This window comes from Streptomyces fildesensis, from assembly GCF_016107395.1.
Taxonomy (GTDB): Bacteria; Actinomycetota; Actinomycetes; order Streptomycetales; family Streptomycetaceae; genus Actinacidiphila; species Actinacidiphila fildesensis.
In genome coordinates this window covers 336494-355037 of record NZ_JAAIKO010000003.1, presented here as the reverse complement: position 1 = coordinate 355037, position 18544 = coordinate 336494, and the positions used below count along the sequence as shown (strand labels likewise).

General features: G+C 72.3%; 20 protein-coding genes. 10 read left to right on the top strand and 10 right to left on the bottom strand.

Going from position 1 to position 18544, the window contains the following annotated elements; translation table 11 throughout:
* Nucleotides 1–47 precede the first annotated feature (47 nt).
* Together C6N31_RS07520 and C6N31_RS07515 are read right to left on the bottom strand one after the other, a co-directional pair.
* A complete protein-coding gene (locus C6N31_RS07520) occupies nucleotides 48–1022 on the bottom strand; it encodes a DUF389 domain-containing protein (RefSeq protein ID WP_198357283.1) in 975 nt (324 codons plus the stop codon).
* Nucleotides 1023–1070: 48 nt separating this feature from the next.
* The gene (locus C6N31_RS07515; RefSeq protein WP_198357282.1) at nucleotides 1071–2027 is read right to left on the bottom strand and encodes a helix-turn-helix transcriptional regulator; all 957 of its coding nucleotides are present in this window, start codon (nucleotides 2025–2027) and stop codon (nucleotides 1071–1073) included.
* A gap of 39 nt (nucleotides 2028–2066) precedes the next feature.
* Between C6N31_RS07515 and C6N31_RS07510 the strand changes: the two genes are divergently transcribed.
* Nucleotides 2067–2546 (top strand): hypothetical protein, encoded by a 480-nt coding sequence (locus C6N31_RS07510; protein WP_138351306.1) that lies wholly within the window; start codon nucleotides 2067–2069, stop codon nucleotides 2544–2546.
* On the top strand, nucleotides 2543–2992 hold the full coding sequence (locus C6N31_RS07505; RefSeq protein ID WP_138351305.1) for a hypothetical protein: 450 nt from the start codon (nucleotides 2543–2545) through the stop codon (nucleotides 2990–2992). Before C6N31_RS07510 ends, C6N31_RS07505 begins: the two co-directional genes overlap by 4 nt.
* 110 nt (nucleotides 2993–3102) lie before the next feature.
* Here the strand turns inward: C6N31_RS07505 and C6N31_RS07500 are convergent, their stop codons facing one another.
* From C6N31_RS07500 to C6N31_RS07475, 6 genes are all read right to left on the bottom strand, one after another.
* Complete coding sequence (locus C6N31_RS07500) at nucleotides 3103–3516, bottom strand: rodlin (RefSeq protein WP_138351304.1); 414 nt, start codon at nucleotides 3514–3516, stop codon at nucleotides 3103–3105.
* 117 nt (nucleotides 3517–3633) lie between these two features.
* On the bottom strand, nucleotides 3634–3969 hold the full coding sequence (locus C6N31_RS07495) for a hypothetical protein (protein WP_138351303.1): 336 nt from the start codon (nucleotides 3967–3969) through the stop codon (nucleotides 3634–3636).
* A gap of 471 nt (nucleotides 3970–4440) precedes the next feature.
* Nucleotides 4441–5211 carry a chaplin gene (locus tag C6N31_RS07490; protein WP_138351302.1) on the bottom strand — a complete coding sequence of 257 codons (771 nt, stop codon included), beginning with the start codon at nucleotides 5209–5211 and terminating at the stop codon, nucleotides 4441–4443.
* Nucleotides 5212–5347: 136 nt separating this feature from the next.
* Nucleotides 5348–5581, bottom strand: a complete 234-nt coding sequence (locus C6N31_RS07485; RefSeq protein ID WP_138351301.1) for a chaplin — start codon at nucleotides 5579–5581, stop codon at nucleotides 5348–5350.
* A 292-nt stretch (nucleotides 5582–5873) separates the two neighbouring features.
* On the bottom strand, nucleotides 5874–6284 hold the full coding sequence (locus C6N31_RS07480; protein ID WP_138351300.1) for a rodlin: 411 nt from the start codon (nucleotides 6282–6284) through the stop codon (nucleotides 5874–5876).
* Between the two features lie 125 nt (nucleotides 6285–6409).
* On the bottom strand, nucleotides 6410–6649 hold the full coding sequence (locus tag C6N31_RS07475) for a chaplin (protein WP_138351299.1): 240 nt from the start codon (nucleotides 6647–6649) through the stop codon (nucleotides 6410–6412).
* A gap of 568 nt (nucleotides 6650–7217) precedes the next feature.
* On the opposite strand from C6N31_RS07475, the gene C6N31_RS07470 reads away from it, so the two are divergent.
* Genes C6N31_RS07470 through C6N31_RS07435 form a run of 8 tightly spaced genes read left to right on the top strand, consistent with a single transcriptional unit; the run spans nucleotide 7218 to nucleotide 16851 of the window.
* Nucleotides 7218–8402 (top strand): glycosyltransferase family 4 protein, encoded by a 1185-nt coding sequence (locus tag C6N31_RS07470; RefSeq protein WP_138351298.1) that lies wholly within the window; start codon nucleotides 7218–7220, stop codon nucleotides 8400–8402.
* A complete protein-coding gene (locus C6N31_RS07465; protein ID WP_138351297.1) occupies nucleotides 8399–9871 on the top strand; it encodes a sugar transferase in 1473 nt (490 codons plus the stop codon). The genes C6N31_RS07470 and C6N31_RS07465 overlap by 4 nt, the downstream gene beginning before the upstream one ends.
* Before the next feature lie 2 nt (nucleotides 9872–9873).
* Entirely contained in the window at nucleotides 9874–11244 is a 1371-nt protein-coding gene (locus C6N31_RS07460) for an O-antigen ligase family protein (RefSeq protein WP_381584656.1), read from the top strand.
* Nucleotides 11241–12956, top strand: coding sequence for a lipid II flippase MurJ (locus C6N31_RS07455; RefSeq protein WP_138351296.1), 1716 nt, complete (start codon nucleotides 11241–11243; stop codon nucleotides 12954–12956). Before C6N31_RS07460 ends, C6N31_RS07455 begins: the two co-directional genes overlap by 4 nt.
* The gene (locus C6N31_RS07450; RefSeq protein WP_187144957.1) at nucleotides 12946–13887 is read left to right on the top strand and encodes a polysaccharide deacetylase family protein; all 942 of its coding nucleotides are present in this window, start codon (nucleotides 12946–12948) and stop codon (nucleotides 13885–13887) included. Before C6N31_RS07455 ends, C6N31_RS07450 begins: the two co-directional genes overlap by 11 nt.
* Nucleotides 13884–15008 (top strand): glycosyltransferase, encoded by a 1125-nt coding sequence (locus tag C6N31_RS07445; protein ID WP_138351295.1) that lies wholly within the window; start codon nucleotides 13884–13886, stop codon nucleotides 15006–15008. The genes C6N31_RS07450 and C6N31_RS07445 overlap by 4 nt, the downstream gene beginning before the upstream one ends.
* A 26-nt stretch (nucleotides 15009–15034) precedes the next feature.
* A complete protein-coding gene (locus C6N31_RS07440; RefSeq protein ID WP_138351294.1) occupies nucleotides 15035–15697 on the top strand; it encodes a YveK family protein in 663 nt (220 codons plus the stop codon).
* Nucleotides 15697–16851 carry a GNAT family N-acetyltransferase gene (locus tag C6N31_RS07435; protein WP_138351293.1) on the top strand — a complete coding sequence of 385 codons (1155 nt, stop codon included), beginning with the start codon at nucleotides 15697–15699 and terminating at the stop codon, nucleotides 16849–16851. Before C6N31_RS07440 ends, C6N31_RS07435 begins: the two co-directional genes overlap by 1 nt.
* 92 nt (nucleotides 16852–16943) lie before the next feature.
* Here C6N31_RS07435 and C6N31_RS43640 read toward each other — a convergent pair whose 3' ends face one another.
* Together C6N31_RS43640 and C6N31_RS07420 are read right to left on the bottom strand one after the other, a co-directional pair.
* On the bottom strand, nucleotides 16944–17753 hold the full coding sequence (locus tag C6N31_RS43640) for a hypothetical protein (protein WP_232484890.1): 810 nt from the start codon (nucleotides 17751–17753) through the stop codon (nucleotides 16944–16946).
* A 295-nt stretch (nucleotides 17754–18048) separates the two neighbouring features.
* Nucleotides 18049–18459, bottom strand: coding sequence for a rodlin (locus C6N31_RS07420; RefSeq protein WP_138351292.1), 411 nt, complete (start codon nucleotides 18457–18459; stop codon nucleotides 18049–18051).
* Nucleotides 18460–18544 lie beyond the last annotated feature (85 nt).

Genomic DNA, 18544 nt, shown 5'->3' with positions numbered 1-18544 from the left:
TTCCGCCGACTTGCCTTCTAAATACGGCAGTCCATCAAAGTCTTGCGTCAACTTCCTTGATTCATTGCATCGGTGCCGTTCGGGCGGTGGCCCGTGGTGATGTGCAGGCCGTAGCGGTTCCACAGGAAGCGCTGGAGGAAGAGGGTGACGGTGCCGGCCAGGAGCATCCCGGCGAGGTTCACGCCGAGTTGCTGGAACGAGGCGGCGACCTCGTGCCAGTGGGCGAGGGCGACCGCCACGGCGATGTTGCCCGCCGCCGGGACGGTGGTGACCGAGATGAAGACGCCCACCAGGGCAGCGGACTTGCCCGCGGTCATCGACAGGATTCCCGCGACCCCGGCCAGCAGCGCCACGATGAACGACCACTTGTCCGGATGGATGATGAAGTCGGTGGTCGGCCTGTTGTCCAGCATCGATGGAGTGATCCAGCCCAGCAGCCGGCTGATGACCGCGCAGGCCGTCGTGATCGCGATCGCCACGGCGAAGCCGATGACGAGCGTGCGCACGGCCGCGCCGATCAGCCGCAGATCGCCCCGCAGCACCCCGAAGCAGGCCGCCGCCACCGGACCGAACTCGGGGCCCAGCACCATCGCGCCGACGATCAGGATCGGCTGGTCCAGCAGCGCGCCGATCGCCGCGATCTGTGTCGCGAGCGCGAGAAAGGCCAGGAACGCCCAGGTGAGGCGGGTCTCGGCGGCGGTGCGCGCGGCCAGTTCCTCCCAGACGACGGCGTCGTCCGGCTCCCCCGGTGCCAGCTCCTCGGCCTTCTCGGCGGCGGTGGAGATCGACAGGTACAGCTCCTCGACGGTGATCCCGCCGCTGTCCTTCAACCCCAGCGCGCGCAACTGCGCGAGCACGCCGTTGGCCGCTTCCCTGGCCACGTCGAACTCGACGAAGTCGCCCGGCGGCGCGTACGCGGCGCCGGGCAGTCTGATCACGTTGACCACCGCGGGGCAGTCGGTGGCGATCCTCAGCACCTCGTCGGTGCGTTCCACGGGACTGATCACTCGCACATGCAGCACAGTGTCATTGTGCCCGTGCCCGGGTTCGTCCCCGGACGGGCGCCGCTGTCACGCGGAGGCGTACCGGTCCGCCAGCGTCCGGGCGGTCCCGGCCAGCCGGGAGCGCAGTTCCGGGGGGCCGAGGACTTCGATGTCCGTGCCGAGGGCGAGGAACGCGCCGTGGGCGTGGTCGAGGGACTCGATGGGGAGCGTCGCGCGGGTCCAGCCGTCCGGTTCCGGGGTTCCGGTGGCGGCCAGGGCGCGGGCGGCGGCTCCGGTGAGCCGGGACGCGGCGCCCGGCGCGAGCCGGACCAGAGCCTCGCCCTGGTGGAGACGGGCGTGGAAGTCCGCCTGGTAGCGCTGCCAGTAGCCGACCAGGCCGAAGTCCTCGGGTGGCTGGAACTCCTCGTCGAGCACGGTGAGTTCGAGGATCTGGTCGACGCGGTAGGTGTACGGTCCCGGCCCGGCGACGAGGTACCAGCGGCCCGCCTTGAGGACCAGCCCGTACGGCTCCAGGCGCCGGTCGACATCGGTCGGCGCCTTCCAGCGGCGGTAGCGGACGTCGAGCACCCGGCTGTGCCACACCGCGTCCGCGACCTTCGGCAGATGCGGGACGTCATCGTCCTCCGCGTACCAGCCGGGCGCGTCGAGATGGAATCTGGACTGCATGCGTTCGGCCTGGGCGCGCAGTTCGGGCGGGAGCGCCGCGCGCAGTTTGAGCTGGGCGTTCGCGAGGGCGGAGCCGAGTCCCAGCTCGGCGGCGGGGCCCGGGATGCCGGACAGGAAGAGCGCCTCCGCCTCGCCCGCGCTCAGTCCGGTCAGCCGGGTGCGGTAGCCGGCGAGGAGCTGGTAGCCGCCGGAGTGCCCGGCGTCGCCGTACAGCGGGACGCCCGCCGCGTGCAGCGCGTCGACGTCCCGGTAGACGGTCCGCACCGACACCTCCAGCTCCTGCGCGAGCTGGGCGGCGGTCATCCGGCCCCGGGTCTGGAGCAGCAGCAGAACGGAGAGCAGACGGCTGGACTTCACTGACACAAGATGTCAGTGAAGGGCCTCTACGGTCCAGCCATGGCTTTCACGGAGAAACTGCTGCGGGTGCTGCCACCGGTCGAGGTGGGGGGCCGTTCCATCAAGCGCTACCACGTCACCGCCGACCCGGCGGGGATCGAGCCCGAGGTCGAGAAGGCCGCGTACGCGATCCTCCCGGAGCTGCTGCCCGAGCCGGACGGTACGCCGCAGGCCACCTTCATCGTCCTCCACAGGGGAGGGGACGACGGAGCGTATCTCAACGCGTACAGCTGGGCCTGGGACAACGCCCTGCACTTCGCCGGGGCGGCGGGCGGCCAGCCGGTGCTGGGCTGTCCCGACCAGGACCCCACGCACTTCGTCCGGCTGGAGCCGACGCTGATCGGCTGCGTCTGGGAGCTGCCGCCGATCCTCCATGAACGGGACGCATGGGTACGCCACATGCTCGCGCCCGACCGCCCCGACCTTGCCGCCTATCTCGCCGACTCGCTCGCCGAGGGCACTACAGGAGACCGCTCATGAACGACTTCGACTTCCTCACCGGCAGCTGGGACGTCGCCAACCGGTGGCGCACCGACTTCCTCGACGAGACCAGCGAGTGGGAGGAGTTCCCGGCCGTCAGCCACGCGTCGGGGCACTTCGAGGGGGGCGCGAACTTCGACGAGATCGTCTTCCCGACCAAGGAGTTCGCCGGGCTGACCCTGCGGCTGTTCGACACCGAGCGCAAGGAGTGGTCGCTGTACTGGGCCAGCAGGCGCACCGGGACGCTGTTCCCACCGGTCACCGGAACCTTCACCGACGGCGTCGGCGAGTTCTACGGGGACGACACGCATGCGGGGCAGCAGATCAGGGCCCGCTTCATCTGGTCGGGGATCACGGAGGACTCCGCGCGCTGGGAGCAGGCGTTCTCGGTGGACGGGGAGCAGACCTGGGTGACCAACTGGATCATGGAGTTCACCCGCCGCTGACCACTCACCGCTGAGCACTCACCGGCAGCCCGCCGCTGACCACGCGCGGGTGAGGGGGCCGGGTCGCCGGAGGAGATGGGCCGGCGACCCGGAGTGGTGCGTGGCGGGCGTCAGCCGTTGTGGGCGCCGTTGCCGGAGAGCACCGGGATCTGGTTCAGGATGTGCGACGCGGCCTCGTCGCCCTTGCCCTGGGTGGAGTTCTCGGCGCACTGCTGGTTCTGCGGCGACGCCAGGACGTTGATGTCCTGGGCCGTGACCGGCACCAGGATGCCGACGAGCGAGCCGACGTTGGCCTTGACCGGGACGCCCGCGCAGAGCTTGTTGAGCGAGCCCTGCACGAGGCCGATCTGCGGGCTCTGCATGCCGTCGGTGTGGGTGTTGCCGTAGGACTGCTCCGCCCCGTTGCCGTTCACGGTGTTGAGACCCGACTCATCACCGATGGCCATCGCGGGCGCGGCCGAGGCGGCACCGACGGCGACGACGGAGGCCGCCAGGGCAGCGCCGGCCAGGAACTTCTTGATCATGATCAGTCCTTTGTCTGCGGGGGGATGCCCTACGTCGGGGCGAAGAGATCAACCGTTCAGAACGGGTTTGGTTCCGGAGCTTCATTCCATTGGCGGAAATTGCCCCGCACAGTGAAGTCAGCCGCCGAGGGGCAGGCCGCCGAGCAGCGACGTGGCCTTCGCGGCGCCGGCCAGCGCCGGCGTCAGGTTCTTGGCGGCGTCGGTCGTCTGGCCCAGGAGCGAGTCCGTGGAGGTGTCCGACCGCAGCTTGTCGGTGGTCTTGGAGACCGCGCCCACCACGGGTCCGAGGCTGGCGTCGCCCGCCTGCTGCACCGGCTGCGCCGCGAAGGCCTGGTCGAGGCCGCCGTTGATGCTGGTCGGCATCGGGGCCCCGTCGGCGGCGAACGCCGGCGCGGCGGCACCCACGGCCATCACGGAACCGGCGACGACCACAGCAACCTTGGAGAACTTCACTGTCAACCCTTTCAGTAGCGGCGCCCGGGTCGGCCACAGAGGTGGTGGCCGGGTGAGCGGCTGGTGGCTCACGACGCCGTAGTCCCCCTGGCTAACGACCCCGCCGCGCAACGGAAACCATGAGGAAAGATCCTTCTTGGCAATCACTCGAAAGTGAAGAACTCATGCAATTCTAGTATCAATTGAGTTCTCCGGATTCCGGCCAGGAGTACCGGAAACAGCCGAACGCATGTGAAACAAGCGAAATGACATATTCTCGTTCGCGTGAAGTCGCGGTTCGGCCGGGGGGACCACGGCGTCCGGCCCGTACTATCGAAGACGCACGAGGAGTCCGCAGATTCCTGCGCACGGCCTGCCCGCGGTGGGCCCCCAGCCGCCGGCGAATTCGCCGATTCGGGCACCTCGCGAATCTCTCCTGTCGCGGGACACCGGGGCAGGCCGTTTCCCCATCGCGTCAACAGATCAATTCGATCAGACCCGTGCGGCGCGCGTTCGGCGGTAGAGCATTGCTCCACTCAGCAGCAGCCCCGCACTGACCGCTCCGGCCGTACCGAGATCCCCGGAACCCGTCTGAGCGAGCTGCGCGCGCACCGGAACGACGGGCCGGGTCGCGGCCGCGTGCTTCGGCGGCGTGACCTGCTCGACCGGCGGCGGGGTGACGTGCGTCGGCGGCGGGGTGTGCCGGACCGGCGGCGGCATGGGGTGCGTCGGCGGCGGGGTCCACTCGTCCCCACCGCAGTCCGTACCCATGGCCGGGTTCAGCAGCGCCACGACGTTCACCGAGTCGCCGCACACGGTGACCGGGGCCTGGACCGGCACCCGGATGCTGTTGCCCGAGCCCACACCGGGCGAGCCCGACGTGGTGTTCCCTTCGTCGTGCCGCATGCCGTGGTGGCCGCTGTGCTCCTTGTGGTGCCGGCCGCCGTGCTGGGCGCTCCCGTGCGAGGGTGCCCCGGTGTGCTGCGCGGGTACCGCCGCGTGCCGCTCGTGCGCCGGGGCCGACTCGTTGCCGCAGCCGTTGCCCATCGACGGGTTCAACAGCGCCACGACGTCCACCGAGTTGCCGCACAGGTTCACCGGCGCGTCCACCGGGACCTGGACGCTGTCGCCGGACAGCACGCCCGGCGAGTTCGAGGTGGTCGCCTGCGCCTCCGTATCGGCGTGTGCGTAGCCGCCGGTCATGGCGAGCACTCCGCTCGCCGCGGCGACGGTGATCAGACTCCTGCTCAAGGCCTGTCGCATCGACTCTCTTCCCTGCCATGGGTGTTTCACGAAGCGCGCGGGAAGGTCTCCCGCACGCCGCAACCGAAGCGGCCCCGGAGCACAGGCGAGCGCTCCGGGGCCGCAACGGGTCGCCCTCACGGGCTGGGGACCAACGTCACTTGTTGGTGCAGGCGTTGCCGAACGCCGGGTTGAGCAGGGCGATGACGTTGACCGTGTTGCCGCACACGTTGACCGGGATGTGGATCGGGACCTGAAGGCTGTTGCCCGACAGCACACCCGGGGAGTGCGAGACCTCGGCCTGGGCGCCGGCGTCGGCGAATGCGGGGGCAGCGCCACCCATGACCATCAGCGTTCCTGCGGCGATTGCGGCAACCTTCGAGTATTTCACGTTGAGCTCCCTTTCCGTAGGGGCGTCGATCACAGTCACGACCGTCGTGCTGCCCGGGGGAATTTCTTGCCGCCCGTGACGCCGCTACCATCCGGGGTAACGACTGCCGATGGCTGGAGAAACCCTTCACGTGCCGCTGCCGTGATCATCCACCCGAATGCCGTAACTTCGGCTTCCGCAATTCACGAATTGCCGTGCTGAATACGATTCCAGGTACGAATTGCGGTCAACGCAGAACAGCCCTGGCCGCCGGTGGTGATCACCGGCGGCCAGGGCCTTCAGGCAATGCGGATCAGTGGTTGCCCGCGCCGTTGCCGGAGAGGACCGGGATCTGGTCCAGGATGTGCGACAGCGGCTCGTCGCCCTTGATCTGCGAGGAGTTCTCGGTGCACTGCTGGTTCTGCGGCGACGACAGGACGTTGATGTCCTGGACCGTGATCGGAACCAGGCCGACCAGCGAACCGACGTTGGCCTTCGCCGGGAGGGCGATGCACGGCTTGTTCAGGGAACCCTGGACGAGCGCGAACGAGGGGCTCATGTAGCCGCTGGTGTAAGTGTTGCCGTACGACTGCTCGGAACCGTTGCCGTTGGTGGTGCTGGCACCGCTGTCGTCGCCGATCGCCATCGCGGGCGCGGCCATCGCGGCGGTGGCGCCGACGACGGAGACAGCCACCGCAGCCGTGGCGAGGAACTTCTTGATCACGATTATTCCTTCTTGTGCGAGATTGCCCCGGTACCGGGTCGGACTGATCAACTGTCCATCCCAGGTTTAGTTATGGCCCTTCACCCGAATGGTGACGACCCCGGCCCGGACAACGAGCCGTGCGGTCAGCGGTTCACGCAGACGTTGCCGAATACCGGGTTGAGCAGGCCGATCACGCTGACGGAGTTGCCGCACAGGTTGACGGGCACGTGCACCGGAACCTGGATCTGGTTGCCGGAACCGACACCGGGCGACTCCACAGCGGCACCCTGGGCACCGGAGTCCGCGAAAGCGATACCGGACGCACCGGCGACAGCGGCACCGGCGAAAGCGGTCAGAACGGTTGCCTTGGCGAAGCGTGACAAGGGAGCACCTTTTTCTACTGGAGAGCTGGAAAGCGGCGTTGGCCCGGATGGGCCAACGGAACTATCAACGCACCGGCACGCCCGGGGGTACCTCCCCCGGAAGGTGAAATCCCGCGCATGTGTACGGGTTACCGAATAGCCGCATCGTTTCTTTCGCGACCCCGTTCGACAAACGCCGGTACGTCAACACACCGCGCTGATTGATCAGTTGGTCGTAAGAATGTGCTAGGAGCCGTGGTCAGCGCGTCCTGCGTGATTTTCAATCCGCGCTCTGTCACGGTGCATTCCTGTTCTGATGGTTGACTGTGGAGAGCAACCAGCATTCCGCCGGCATTTGCGAGCGGACGAACAGGAGTTCGCCGATCGACCTGCGGGCGCCGGTCGGTGAACCAGGTTCCGCCGTCGGCCGGCGGCGGCACTGAGCTCCGATTTCGCGCCGGCGCGCCGAACAAGGATTACCTGCCCGGCAGACCCCTCGTTGTTAGCGGGACAGACCACTGATGTGGCGGGACAGGGCAGGCAGCACACATCCGATTCTTCATGTCGCGGAGAGAGAGAACGGCGCGCGATGCCGCAACACCAGCAGGACCCGGGCCGGCTGACGGTGCTCCACCTCGTTCAGCCGGTCGACGGCGGGGTCGCCCGCGTCGTCACCGACCTGGTGCGGGCCCAGGTCGGTGACGGGGTCCGCGCGGTCGTGGCCTGCCCTCCCGGCGGCGTCCTGGCCGCCGACGCGGCCGAGGCGGGCGCCGAGGTCGTGCCCTGGGCGGCCGGCCGTTCCCCCGGCCCAGGCCTTCCCGGCGAGACCGCCCGCGCCCGCCGGGTGGTCCGCGAGGTGCGTCCCGACCTGCTGCACGCCCACAGCGCCAAGGCCGGACTGGCCGGACGGCTGGCGGTACGCGGCCGGGTCCCGACGGTGTTCCAGCCGCACGCCTGGTCCTTCGAAGCGGTCGGCGGGGCGACCGCGTACGCCGCTCTGCGCTGGGAGCGGTGGGCCGCGCGCTGGGCCACCCGGGTGCTCTGTGTCAGCGAGAGCGAACGGCTGACAGGGGAACGTGCCGGGATCGACGCCCGCTGGGCGGTCGTTCCCAACGGCGTCGACCTCGAGCGATTCACTCCCGACGGCGGGCCGCCGGACGCGGCCCGCGGACTGCGCGCCTCGATGCCCGCCCTCACCGACCTGGGTCCCGCCGACCGCCTCGTGGTCTGCGTGGGCCGGCTGTGTCCGCAGAAGGGCCAGGACCTGCTCCTGCGGGCCTGGCCCGAGGTCACCGCCCGGCTGCCCGACGCCCGGCTGGTCCTGGTGGGCGAAGGACCCGACCGCGACCGGCTGCTCCGGGACGCCCCCGAAGGGGTGCTGTTCGCCGGGGCCACCCGCGACGCCGTCCCCTGGTACCGGGCCGCCGACGTGGTCGTCCAGCCGTCCCGGTGGGAGGGGATGGCGCTGGCCCCGCTGGAGGCGATGGCCTGCGGCCGCCCCGTGGTGATGACCGACGTCGACGGCGCGCGGGAGAGCCTGCCACCCGGCCAGGAGCGCTTCTGCCTGGTGCCGCCGGAGGATCCCGACGCCCTCGCCCAGGCGCTGCTCGGCCTGCTGACCAACCCCGGCGTGTGCGCAACCGCGGCCCGCCGGGCCCTCAACCACGTGCGCACGACATACGACGTGCGGCGGACGACGGCATCGGTCGCGGACCTCTACCGCGACATGCTCGATCCGTCGCGACCCGAGTGCAGGGAACGCATCACGCGATGACGACGGAGAGCGCAAGCGCGCCCCACCCAGCCCGGCACGTGCGGCAGACCAAGGTCGCGCCCGCCACCACCGCCCCGATCTCGCCACCCCGGGGACCGTCCGACGCCGCCGTGCAGCGGCGCCCCCACGCACGGGTCGCCGTCCGCCACCGCGCGGTCGTCCCGCTCGTCGCCACCGACTGCCTGGCCGCCGCCGGCGTGCTGGCCGTCCGCCCGGGTTCCCCGGTGCTGCTGCTCGGACCGCTCCTGGTGTGCCTGACGCTCCTGCACACCTACGCCGGGCTGTACCGAACCGGCCTCGACCCGGCGGCACTCGACGAGTTGCCCGCGCTGCTCGGCTGCTCGGCCCTCGCCTGGTGCGCGTCCGCCACCACCCTCGCCGCCGTCCGCCCGGCGCACTCCCCCGGCTGGCCGGTGCTGCTCACCACGATCGCCGCGACCAGCCTGCTGGCCTGCGCCGCACGCGCGGTCGTCTACCGGTTCCAGCGCTGGTCGGCGCGGCGCCATCCGCGCTCGACGCTGCTCGTCGGGGCCGGTCCCGTCGTCCAGCAGGTGGCCGACGTGCTGTACGCGCACCCCGAGTACGGCATGCGGCCGGTCGGCGTGGTGCACCCGTACAACACGCCGGGCACGGACTCACCGCTGCCCGTGCTCGGCTCCGTCGGCGACATCCACCGGGCGATCATCCAGAACTCGGTGCGCTACGCCGTGTTCGCCGGCCCCCCGGCGGGCAATCCGGCGGCCGCGAACCTGGTCCGGCTGCTCGCCGCCCGGGGCTGCTGTCTGTGGCAGGTCACGTCGGGGCCCGGCTCCAGGACCGCCGGCCGGCCGGCGGCCGGCCATCTGTGGGGCTTCGCCTGCGCCCGCCTCGACCCTTACCCGCGCCCCGGCGCCGGCCTGATCGCCAAGCGGGTGCTGGACGCCCTGCTCGCCTTCCTGGCGCTGCTGCCCGCGGCCCCGATCCTGGCACTCAGCGCGCTGGCCGTCCGGCTCTCCGACGGCCCCGGGGTGCTCTTCCGGCAGGAGCGCGTCGGCCTGGACGGCCGGCCGTTCGTCCTGCTGAAGTTCCGCACCCTGCGGCCGAGCGACGAGCGGGAGTCGGCCACCCGGTGGAACGTCTCCCACGACCGGCGGATGAGCGCCGTCGGCCACTTCCTGCGCCGTACCTCGCTGGACGAGCTGCCGCAGCTGTGGAACGTGCTGCGCGGTGACATGAGCCTGGTCGGCCCCCGGCCGGAACGGCCCTACTTCGTCCGCCAGTTCAGCCAGACGTACCCCGGATACCAGGAGCGGCACCGGATGCCCGTCGGCATCACGGGCCTCGCGCAGATCCACGGGCTGCGCGGCGACACCTCCATCGAGGACCGGGCCCGCTTCGACAACCACTACATCGAGAGCTGGTCGCTGTGGCAGGACATCCGCATCCTGCTGCGCACCGCGACGGCGCTCTTCCGGTTCGGGGGGAGCTGAGCGTGGCCGTCCTCCCGGACACCGCCCCCCGCCCCGTACGGCACGCGCCGGCCGCCCGTCCCCCGGCCCGCCACGCAGTCGACCGATGGGCCTGGCTGGGGCCGCTGCTGCCCGCGGTCGCGACCGTGCTGCTGCTCGCGGCCCCGGTCGGCGCCGGGGATGTGAGCGCCTCCGGGAAGATGACCCCCGCCGACGCGGCCTCGGGAGTGCTGGTCGCCTTCTGCGCCGTCCGGGCGCTGCGGGCGCGGACGCGTCCGCTGACCGCGGCGGCCGCCCTCGTCCTGGGCGCGCCCGTCGTCGCGATCGCGGTGGCCACCCTCGCCGCCGCCGATCCGGCCGCCGGTGTCGCCGGATTCGTGCGGTACCTACAGGTCTTCGTCCTCGTGCCGACCGCGCTGGTGCTGCTGCTGCGCACCACCCGCGACTTCCTGGTGGTGGCCGGCTCCGTCGTACTGCTCGCCCTGGTGCAGGGCGCGTTCGGGGTCTACCAGTACGCGACGGGAACCGGCGCCTCGTACGTCGGCGAGAACATCCGCGCCGTCGGCACGTTCGGGCCGTCGGACGTGATGGGCATGGCCACCGTGGTCGCCTACGGGCTGATGATCTCCGTCGGGCTGGCCCTCGCGCCGGCCGCGCCCGGCTCCCCCCGCCGGCTGCGGCCGGTCGCGCTGGGCTGCGCCGCGGCGCTCGTGGTCCCGCTGGTGCTGTCCTTCAGCCGCGGCACCTGGATCGCCACCGTGCTGGCGTGCTCGGTGATGACCGTGCTGGCCGGCTGGCGCCAGGCGGTACGGATCCTCGCGGTGACGGCCGCGGCGGGCGTGGTGCTGGTCGGCGGCGCCGGGGTGGGCTCCCAGCTGATCAGCGACCGGCTCGCCAGCATCACGCAGGTGACGGACGCGCCCGACTCGTCGGTCACCGACCGGTACAGCCTGTGGGCCGCCGCCACCGACATGTGGCGCGAGCGGCCGGCCACCGGCGTCGGCCTCAAGGGCTTCCCCGCCCACCGCGACGGGCACGCCGCGCTCGACCTGTCGTCCGGCAGCGACACCGACGGCGCGGGCCAGGGGTTCGCGCGCGAACCCCTGTTGTCCCCGCACAACATGTATCTGCTCATCCTCAGCGAGCAGGGGCTAATCGGGATCACCCTGATCGTCGGCAGCTGGGCGGCGCTGCTGGCCGTCGGGCTGAGCCGGCTGGCGGGAGCCCGGCGCGCGGGCCGCGGCACCGAGTGCGGGCTGATCGCGACCGGGCTGCTGCTCTGGCAGTGCGTCGACTTCCTGTACGCGGACATCGGCGGGCCCTCGACCGTGCTGACCGCCATGCTCTTCGGACTGGCCGCCGCCTGGGCACTGCGCCCGGAGGCCGTCCGATGACGGACACCACGGCGCCACCCGAACCTCCCGCGCAGCCACCGCGATCCGGCGTCCTCGAAGGCGTAGCCCCGGCTGTCGTCCCCGCTCCTTCCCCCGCGCCGGACGGCGGGGGAGCGGCGAGGGAACAGCCCCAACCGTCCGGCCTGGGACGGGTACTGGCGCGGGCCGCGGCCCTCACCGCCGCGCTCACCGCGCTCGGCTCGCTGCTGGGCCTGCTCCGCGACCAGACGATCGCCCACCTCTTCGGCGCGGGACCCGCCACCGACGCGTTCCTGGTCGCCTGGACCGTGCCGGAACTCTCCTCCACCGTCCTCATCGAGGACGCGATGGCCCTGCTGCTGATCCCGGCCTTCAGCCTCGCCCTGGCCCGGCGCCGCGGAGCGGGGCAAGGGCCGGACCCCGTACGGACGCTGCTGGCGGCCACGCTGCCCCGGCTGCTGCTCGCCCTGGGCGCGGCGATGGTGCTGCTCGAACTGGGCGCGCCCGTGCTCGTGGGGATCCTGGCGCCCGGTCTGAAGGACCCCGCCCTCGCGGTCGACTGCACCCGGCTCACCGCCGCCACCGTCCTGACGTTCGGCCTCACCGGCTACTTCAGCGCCGCGCTGCGCGCGCACCGCCGGTTCGTCCCGCCGGCGGCCATCTACGTCGTCTACAACGTCGGCATCATCGCCACCCTGCTGCTGCTCCACGCCCGCTGGGGAGTGCGCGCCGCCGCGGCCGGTGTCGCGGTCGGCGGCCTGCTGATGGTGCTCGTCCAACTCCCGTCGTTCCTGCGCCGGCTGCCGCCGCGCGGCCCGCGCCCGCGGCGCTCGGTGCGGGCCGCCGCACGGGCCGCCGGGGACGCGGGCGCCGCGCCCCTCGGGATCGCGCTGCTGGCTCCCGTCATCATCTTCAGCCTCTGCCGCCAGGCGCAGGTGCTGATCGAACGGTTCCTCGCCGCCTCGCTCCCCGCGGGCGCCATCTCGCATCTGAACTACGCGCAGAAGGTCGCCCAACTGCCGATGGTGCTCTCGTTGATGATCGTCACGGTCACCTTCCCGGTGGTCGCGCAGGCGCTGGCCGACGGTGAGCCGGACAAGGCGCGGCGCCGGGTGGAACGCGATCTCACGCTGGCCGGCATCGTGGTGCTGCTCGGCACCGCCTTCGTCATCGCCTGTGCGCCGCAGATCGTCCAACTGCTCTTCCAGCGCGGCGCCTTCGACGCGGCCGACACCGCCGCGACGGCGTCCGTCATGCGGGTCTACGCGCTGGGCCTGCTGGGCCAGAGCATGGTGGGAGCCCTGGTCCGGCCGTTCTTCTCGGCCGCCCGGCCCACCTGGTACCCGGCCGCCGCCATGGGTGCCGGACTGCTGATCACCATCACCGCGGGAGCCGTCACCGTCGGGTACTGGGGCATCTACGGCATCGCCGGCGCCAACGCCGCGGGCATCACGGCCACCGCCGTGCTGCTGCTGCGCGGCCTCGGCGCGCAGGTGATCGCCATCAGGGCCCGCACGGTCGCGGCGGGTCTCGGCCGGCTCGTGGTGGCCGCCGCGGCCGCCACTACGGCCGGCTGGGCGACCGCCCGCCTGCTGCCGGGACCACTCCTGTCCACCACCGTCTGCTGTCTCGTGGTACCGGCCATTTTCACCGCGGCCGCCGCCGCCGTACGGGTGCCGGAAGTCCCGCACCTGCTCGCCACCGTGAAACGGAAGCTGCCCCATGTCCGCTGAGATCTCCCCCGTCCACGTCCCTCCGCGCCGCTCCGCCGCCTCCGACACGCTGTCCGGACGAGGCCGCCGGACAGCGCCGTGGGTGCTGATGTACCACTCCGTCGGGGAGTGCGCCGACGATCCGTACCTGGTCACCGTCAGCCCCGACCGGCTGGAACGGCAGCTGCGGTGGCTGAACGGCCGCGGCCTGACCGGGGTGGGCGTGGCGGAGCTGCTGCGCGCCCGCGCGGACGGGCGCGGGAAGCGGCTCGTCGGGCTGACCTTCGACGACGGCTACGCCGACTTCGTGGAACACGCGGTACCGCTGCTGCGCCGGTACGAGCACTCCGCCACGGTCTTCGTCCTGCCCGGCAGGCTCGGCGGGAGCAACGACTGGGACGAACTGGGGCCGCGCAAACCACTGCTGACCGAGGACGGCATCCGCGCCGCGGCCGCCGCCGGTATGGAGGTCGGCTCCCACGGCCTCGTCCATCTGGACCTGACGGCCACCGCCGACGACGTGCTGGCCGCAGAGGTGCGCGGCAGCCGCGACCGGCTCCAGGAGATCACCGGGAAGGCCCCCGAGGGCTTCTGTTATCCGTACGGCAAGCTGGACGCCCGCGTCGTCAACGCCGTACGCGCGGCCGGCTACGCGTACGGCTGCGCCGTCGGAGCGGGGCCGCTGACCGGGACGCACGCGCTGCCCCGCGCCTATGTAGGGGAGCGGGACACCGCCGGGCACCTCCACCTCAAGCGGCTGCAACACCTGCTGCGCCGCCGCCCGCTGCCGTTCGAGGGCGGTTACGCCGCGCTGCCGTACGCCCGCACCGCCGGCCCTCGGGATTCCGCGGACGCCCCTGACGTGCCGGACGCCCCTGAAGTGCCGGACGCGCGTGTCGCCGAGGGCTCGCCGGTCCCCTCGGAACCCCGGGTCGAGCAGGACGGCCGATGAAGGTCCTGCACATCATCACCGGGCTCGGCATCGGCGGGGCCGAACAGCAGTTGCGGCTGCTGCTGCGGCATCTGCCGCTGTCCTGCGAGGTCATCACCCTCACCCACCCGGGTCCGGTCGCCGAGGGCATCCGCGCCGACGGCACACCCGTCACCCATCTGGGGATGACCGGGAACCGGGACCTCACCGCGCTGCCCCGGCTCACCCGGCTGATCCGCGCCGGGCGCTACGACCTCGTCCACACCCACCTCTACCGGGCCTGCGTCTACGGCCGGATCGCCGCCCGGCTGGCCGGGGTGCGCACCGTGGTCGCCACCGAGCACTCCCTGGGGACCACCACGATCGAGGGCCGCCCCCTCACCCGCGGCACCCGCGCCCTGTACCGGGGCACCGAGAAACTCGGCAGCGCGACCGTCGCGGTCTCGGACACCGTCGCCGAACGGCTGCGCGCCTGGGGCATCCCGGGGCCGCGGATCCATACGGTGCCCAACGGCATCGACGCCGGGGCGTTCCGCTTCGACGCCGCGGTCCGGGCGGCCACCAGGACCCGCCTCGGGCTCCCGCAGGACGCCTTCGTGGTGGGCGGCGTGGGGCGGCTGGTGGCCGGCAAGCGGTTCGACCTGCTGGTGCGCGCGGTCGCCGGCCGCCCCGGCGCCCAGCTGCTGCTGGCCGGCGCGGGACCCGAGCGCGACGCCCTGCTGAGGCTGGCCGCCGGGCTGGGCGCGGCCGACCGGATCCATCTGCTGGGCGAAACCGGCGGCGGGGACGGCCGCGACCCGGCGCCGGCCCTCCCCGCGCTGCTCGCCACCGTCGACCTCTTCGTCTCCGCCTCGCGCGAGGAGACCTTCGGGCTCGCCGTGCTGGAGGCCCTCGCGGCCGGGCTGCCCGTCCTGTACGTCACCTGCCCGGCCATCGACGACCTGCCCGCCGCGGACGCACCCGGCGCACGGCGTATCGGCGCCGGTGCCGACGCGCTCGCCGCCGCCCTGCGGCAGCACCAGGAGGCCGGACAACACCGCTTCCCGGTGCCGTCCGCCGTCGGCCACTACGACATCGCCGGCACCGCCGGCCGGCTGGCCGAGCTGTACGCGCTCGCCGCCGCCCGGCCCGCCCGGCCCTGACCAGAGCCCACAGAAAGAGCGATCCCATGGACGAGACCCCCACCCACGCCCCCGGCGCGCCGACCCGGCTGCGGGACGCGTCGCGGCGGCTGCCGCGCTGGTGGCCGCTGCCGCTGTGCATCGGCATCGGGCTGGCCGGCGGCCTGGGCTACGGCCTGGCCACCCCGCCGCAGTACTCCGCGACCAGCTACGTCATCGTCGTGCCGCAGCACTCCGACCCGGCCACCGCCCTCGGGTTCGCACAGGCCTACGGCCGCGTCATCACCGGTTCCACGGTGCTGGCCGACGCGCAGGAGGACGCGGGCGTACCTCTCGCGCGGCTGCGCGAGAACGTGCAGGTGGCCACCTCGCCCGACGCGCCGATGATCGCGATCACCGGCACCGGGTCCCGCGCCCGCGACGCCTCGGACATCGCGAACGCCGTGGCGAACTCCCTGACGGCCACCGGCAACCGGAACGCCGCCAACACCGGGGTGCGGTTGCTGATGTTCTCCCCGGCCGCCGTCCCCGCCGCGGCCGCGTCGCCCTCGACGGCGCTGTCCGGCGCCGTCGGCGCCAGCGCCGGCGGCCTGGTCGGCGCGCTGGTCCTACTGGTCCGGCCCGGCAACCGCGGCCGCCGGGCGGCCGCGCACGCCGCTGTTCCCGCCCCGGCCCACGGCAGCCGTCCGCCGGTCAAGGAAATGGCGTGATGACCGGGGGCGACACCGCAGCCGTCCGCTCGGTGACGATGTGCCGCGACCCGCTGCAGTTCGCCGCGCTGCGCGAGGAGTGGGGACGCCTGCACCGGCACTGCCGGACCGCCACCCCGTTCCAGAGCCACTCCTGGCTGCACTCCTGGTGGACGTCGTACGGGCGGCCCCGCCGGTTGCGGGTGCTGCTCGTCCGGCAGGACGGGGAGCTCATCGGCGCCGCCCCGCTGATGCTCACCCACCGGCCGCTGCCCGTCCTGGTGCCGCTGGGCGGCAGCATCACCGACTTCTCCGACGTGCTGCTCGACGACAACGCCACCGACGCCGCCGTCACCGCGATGGCCACCGGACTGCGCCGCGCGGCCCGCGGCGCGCTGATCGACCTGCGCGAGGTACGGCCGGGCGCCGCCGCCGAACGGCTCCACGAGTGCTGGCAGGGACCGAAGCGGCGGCTGGCGGACTCCGTCTGCATGGAGCTGCCCGGTGTCCCGCTGGCCGAGCTGATCACCCGGATGTCCACCTCCCGCGGCCAGCGCACCCGGGCCTACGTACGCAAACTCGACGCCCTGGGCATCGAGGAGCGCGTCGTCCCCGAGCACGAGGTGCCCACGGCCGTCGAGAACCTGCTGCGCCTCCACATCCTGCAGTGGGAGGGACGCGGGGTGACCCCGGAGCACGCCAGGCCGCGCTTCGCCGCGCACCTCAAGCGGGCCGGGCAGCACATGGTGGCCGGCGGCGACGCCGTCATCACCGAGTACCGGCTGGACGGCGAAGTGCTGGCGGCGGACCTCAAGATGCTCTCCCCGCAACTGGTCGGCGGCTATCTCTTCGGCGCCGACCCCCGGCTGCGCGCCACCAAGGCCGATCTCACCACCATGCTGATCAGGAACGGCGCCGGTCACGCCACCGCATCGGGCGGCGGCGGAGCGCTGAGCCTGCTGCGCGGCAACGAGGCGAACAAGCTGCCCTGGTGCCCCGACCTCGTGGCCAACCAGCGGCTGCTGATGACGTCGCCGCTGTTCGCGCCCGCCCTCCGGCTCCAGGTCGCACGGGCCGCACTCCGGGACCGGGCGGCCGCGGCGGTGCGCCGCTATCTGCCGGTGGTGCGCAGCTGGCGGTCGCGGCTGAACACCTGGCGGGCGAAGCGGGTCTGAGGCAACCTTCCGCCGGCACCCGCCCCGGAAAAGACCACGACCTGCGGCGCGCGTCCATCCGCGTGCCGCAGGTCGTCGGGGTCCTGAACGCGTCAGCCGGGGAGGTCGTTGAGCGGCAGCGGCGGGAGCGGGACCGGGAGGGTCGGCAGCGCCGGGAGCTTCGGCAGGCCGGGCAGGTCCGGCGCCGGCAGCGCACCGCCGAGGACCGTGGCGACCAGGAAGTTGACCAGGCCGGTGACGGTCGCGAGCGCGCTGGTCAGGACACCCGCCACGTCACCCGACGTGGCCGCCTTCAGCAGGTTGTCGACGGCCGTCTGCAGACCGGCCAGCGCGTCACCCGCGACGTCGGCCGCACGCGGTGCGGAGCGGTCCGCAGCACTGACGCCGTGCATCGACACACCGGGCAGCGCCGGAACTCCGGGCAGCGCGGGGGTGGCCGGCAGCGCGGGGGTGGCTGGCAGCGCGGGGGTGGCCGGCACGGCCGGCACGGCCGGCGCGGCGGGAACCGCAGGAACGGCCGGGGCGGCCGGAGCGGCGGGGACGGCGGGCGCTGCGGGCACGGCCGGGACAGCCGGCGCCGCGGGGACCTTGGCCGCGGCGATCGCGGCCTTGACCGCGTCGGCGTGCTTCGTGGCGTCCTCCGCCGACAGCTTGTTGCCGGGGGCCGCGAGCACGGCCTTGACCAGGTCCGTCACCGGCGTCAGGACGGCGCCGACATTGCCGAGGGCTGTGACCTGGGCGAGTAGTGCGGCGGGATCAGGAGCCGCCGGGGCGGTGCGACCGGTGAAGGTACCGGTGGGAGCGACGTCGGGGGACGCGAATGCCGTTCCGGCAGTGCCGAATGCGAGTGCGCCGACGAGGGCGGTGGAGACGATCACGCCGGTCGTCCGGTGGGTGCGCATGAAGATGTTTTCCCTTCGCTGAACAGACGGGTGTACTCCACAACCGTCGAAAGCGAACGGCGGCCCCGCAACCTGTCAACTACCGGCACCCGGCGTGTCGCGCTCCCCCTCCGGCCGGGACCGGCCGTGAACAGCCCCTGGACACAGTGCATTCGGCGTCCGGGGCCGCCGCGAAGGGATTGTCGGCGGCCACGTGAGCCAACCGGGTGCCCCGGGAAAATCGGAAGCGCCGGAGAACGCGACGGTGGCCGCGTACGGAGTACGCGGCCACCGCCATGCGATGAGGTGTCAGCTGTCAGCCGTTGCCGACGCCGTTGCCCGAGAGCACCGGGATCTGGCTCAGGATGTGCGACAGCGGCTCGTCGCCCTTGATCTGCGAGGAGTTCTCCGTGCACTGCTGGTTCTGCGGCGACGACAGAACGTTGATGTCCTGGGCCGTGATCGGCACGAGGCCGACGAGCGAGCCGATGTTCGCCTTGAGCGGCAGGCCGACACACGGCTTGTTGAGCGTGCCCTGGACGAGGCCGACCTGGGGGCTCATCACACCGTCGGTGTGGGTGTTGCCGTAGCTCTGCTCCGCCCCGTTACCGTTCGTGGTGGAGGCTCCCTCGTCGTTACCGATGGCCAGCGCCTGCGGGGCAGCCATGGCGGAGAGACCGACGATGGAAACGGCAACTGCTGCACTGGCCATGAACTTCTTCAGCACGGTTCGCCCTTCTTGAAACTATGTTCCTGTCATTGAAGCGAACTGATCAACTGCCCATCTCCGGTTTGGTTCCGCGATTTCACTC

Bases quoted from the DNA above. Each gene is read 5' to 3' on its own strand.
- C6N31_RS07510 (WP_138351306.1), top strand. From the start codon at position 2,067: ATGGCTTTCACGGAGAAACTGCTGCGGGTGCTGCCACCGGTCGAGGTG.
- C6N31_RS07505 (WP_138351305.1), top strand. From the start codon at position 2,543: ATGAACGACTTCGACTTCCTCACCGGCAGCTGGGACGTCGCCAACCGG.
- C6N31_RS07500 (WP_138351304.1), bottom strand. From the start codon at position 3,516: ATGATCAAGAAGTTCCTGGCCGGCGCTGCCCTGGCGGCCTCCGTCGTC.
- C6N31_RS07490 (WP_138351302.1), bottom strand. From the start codon at position 5,211: ATGCGACAGGCCTTGAGCAGGAGTCTGATCACCGTCGCCGCGGCGAGC.
- C6N31_RS07470 (WP_138351298.1), top strand. From the start codon at position 7,218: ATGCCGCAACACCAGCAGGACCCGGGCCGGCTGACGGTGCTCCACCTC.
- C6N31_RS07465 (WP_138351297.1), top strand. From the start codon at position 8,399: ATGACGACGGAGAGCGCAAGCGCGCCCCACCCAGCCCGGCACGTGCGG.
- C6N31_RS07455 (WP_138351296.1), top strand. From the start codon at position 11,241: ATGACGGACACCACGGCGCCACCCGAACCTCCCGCGCAGCCACCGCGA.
- C6N31_RS07450 (WP_187144957.1), top strand. From the start codon at position 12,946: ATGTCCGCTGAGATCTCCCCCGTCCACGTCCCTCCGCGCCGCTCCGCC.
- C6N31_RS07445 (WP_138351295.1), top strand. From the start codon at position 13,884: ATGAAGGTCCTGCACATCATCACCGGGCTCGGCATCGGCGGGGCCGAA.
- C6N31_RS07440 (WP_138351294.1), top strand. From the start codon at position 15,035: ATGGACGAGACCCCCACCCACGCCCCCGGCGCGCCGACCCGGCTGCGG.
- C6N31_RS07435 (WP_138351293.1), top strand. From the start codon at position 15,697: ATGACCGGGGGCGACACCGCAGCCGTCCGCTCGGTGACGATGTGCCGC.
- C6N31_RS43640 (WP_232484890.1), bottom strand. From the start codon at position 17,753: ATGCGCACCCACCGGACGACCGGCGTGATCGTCTCCACCGCCCTCGTC.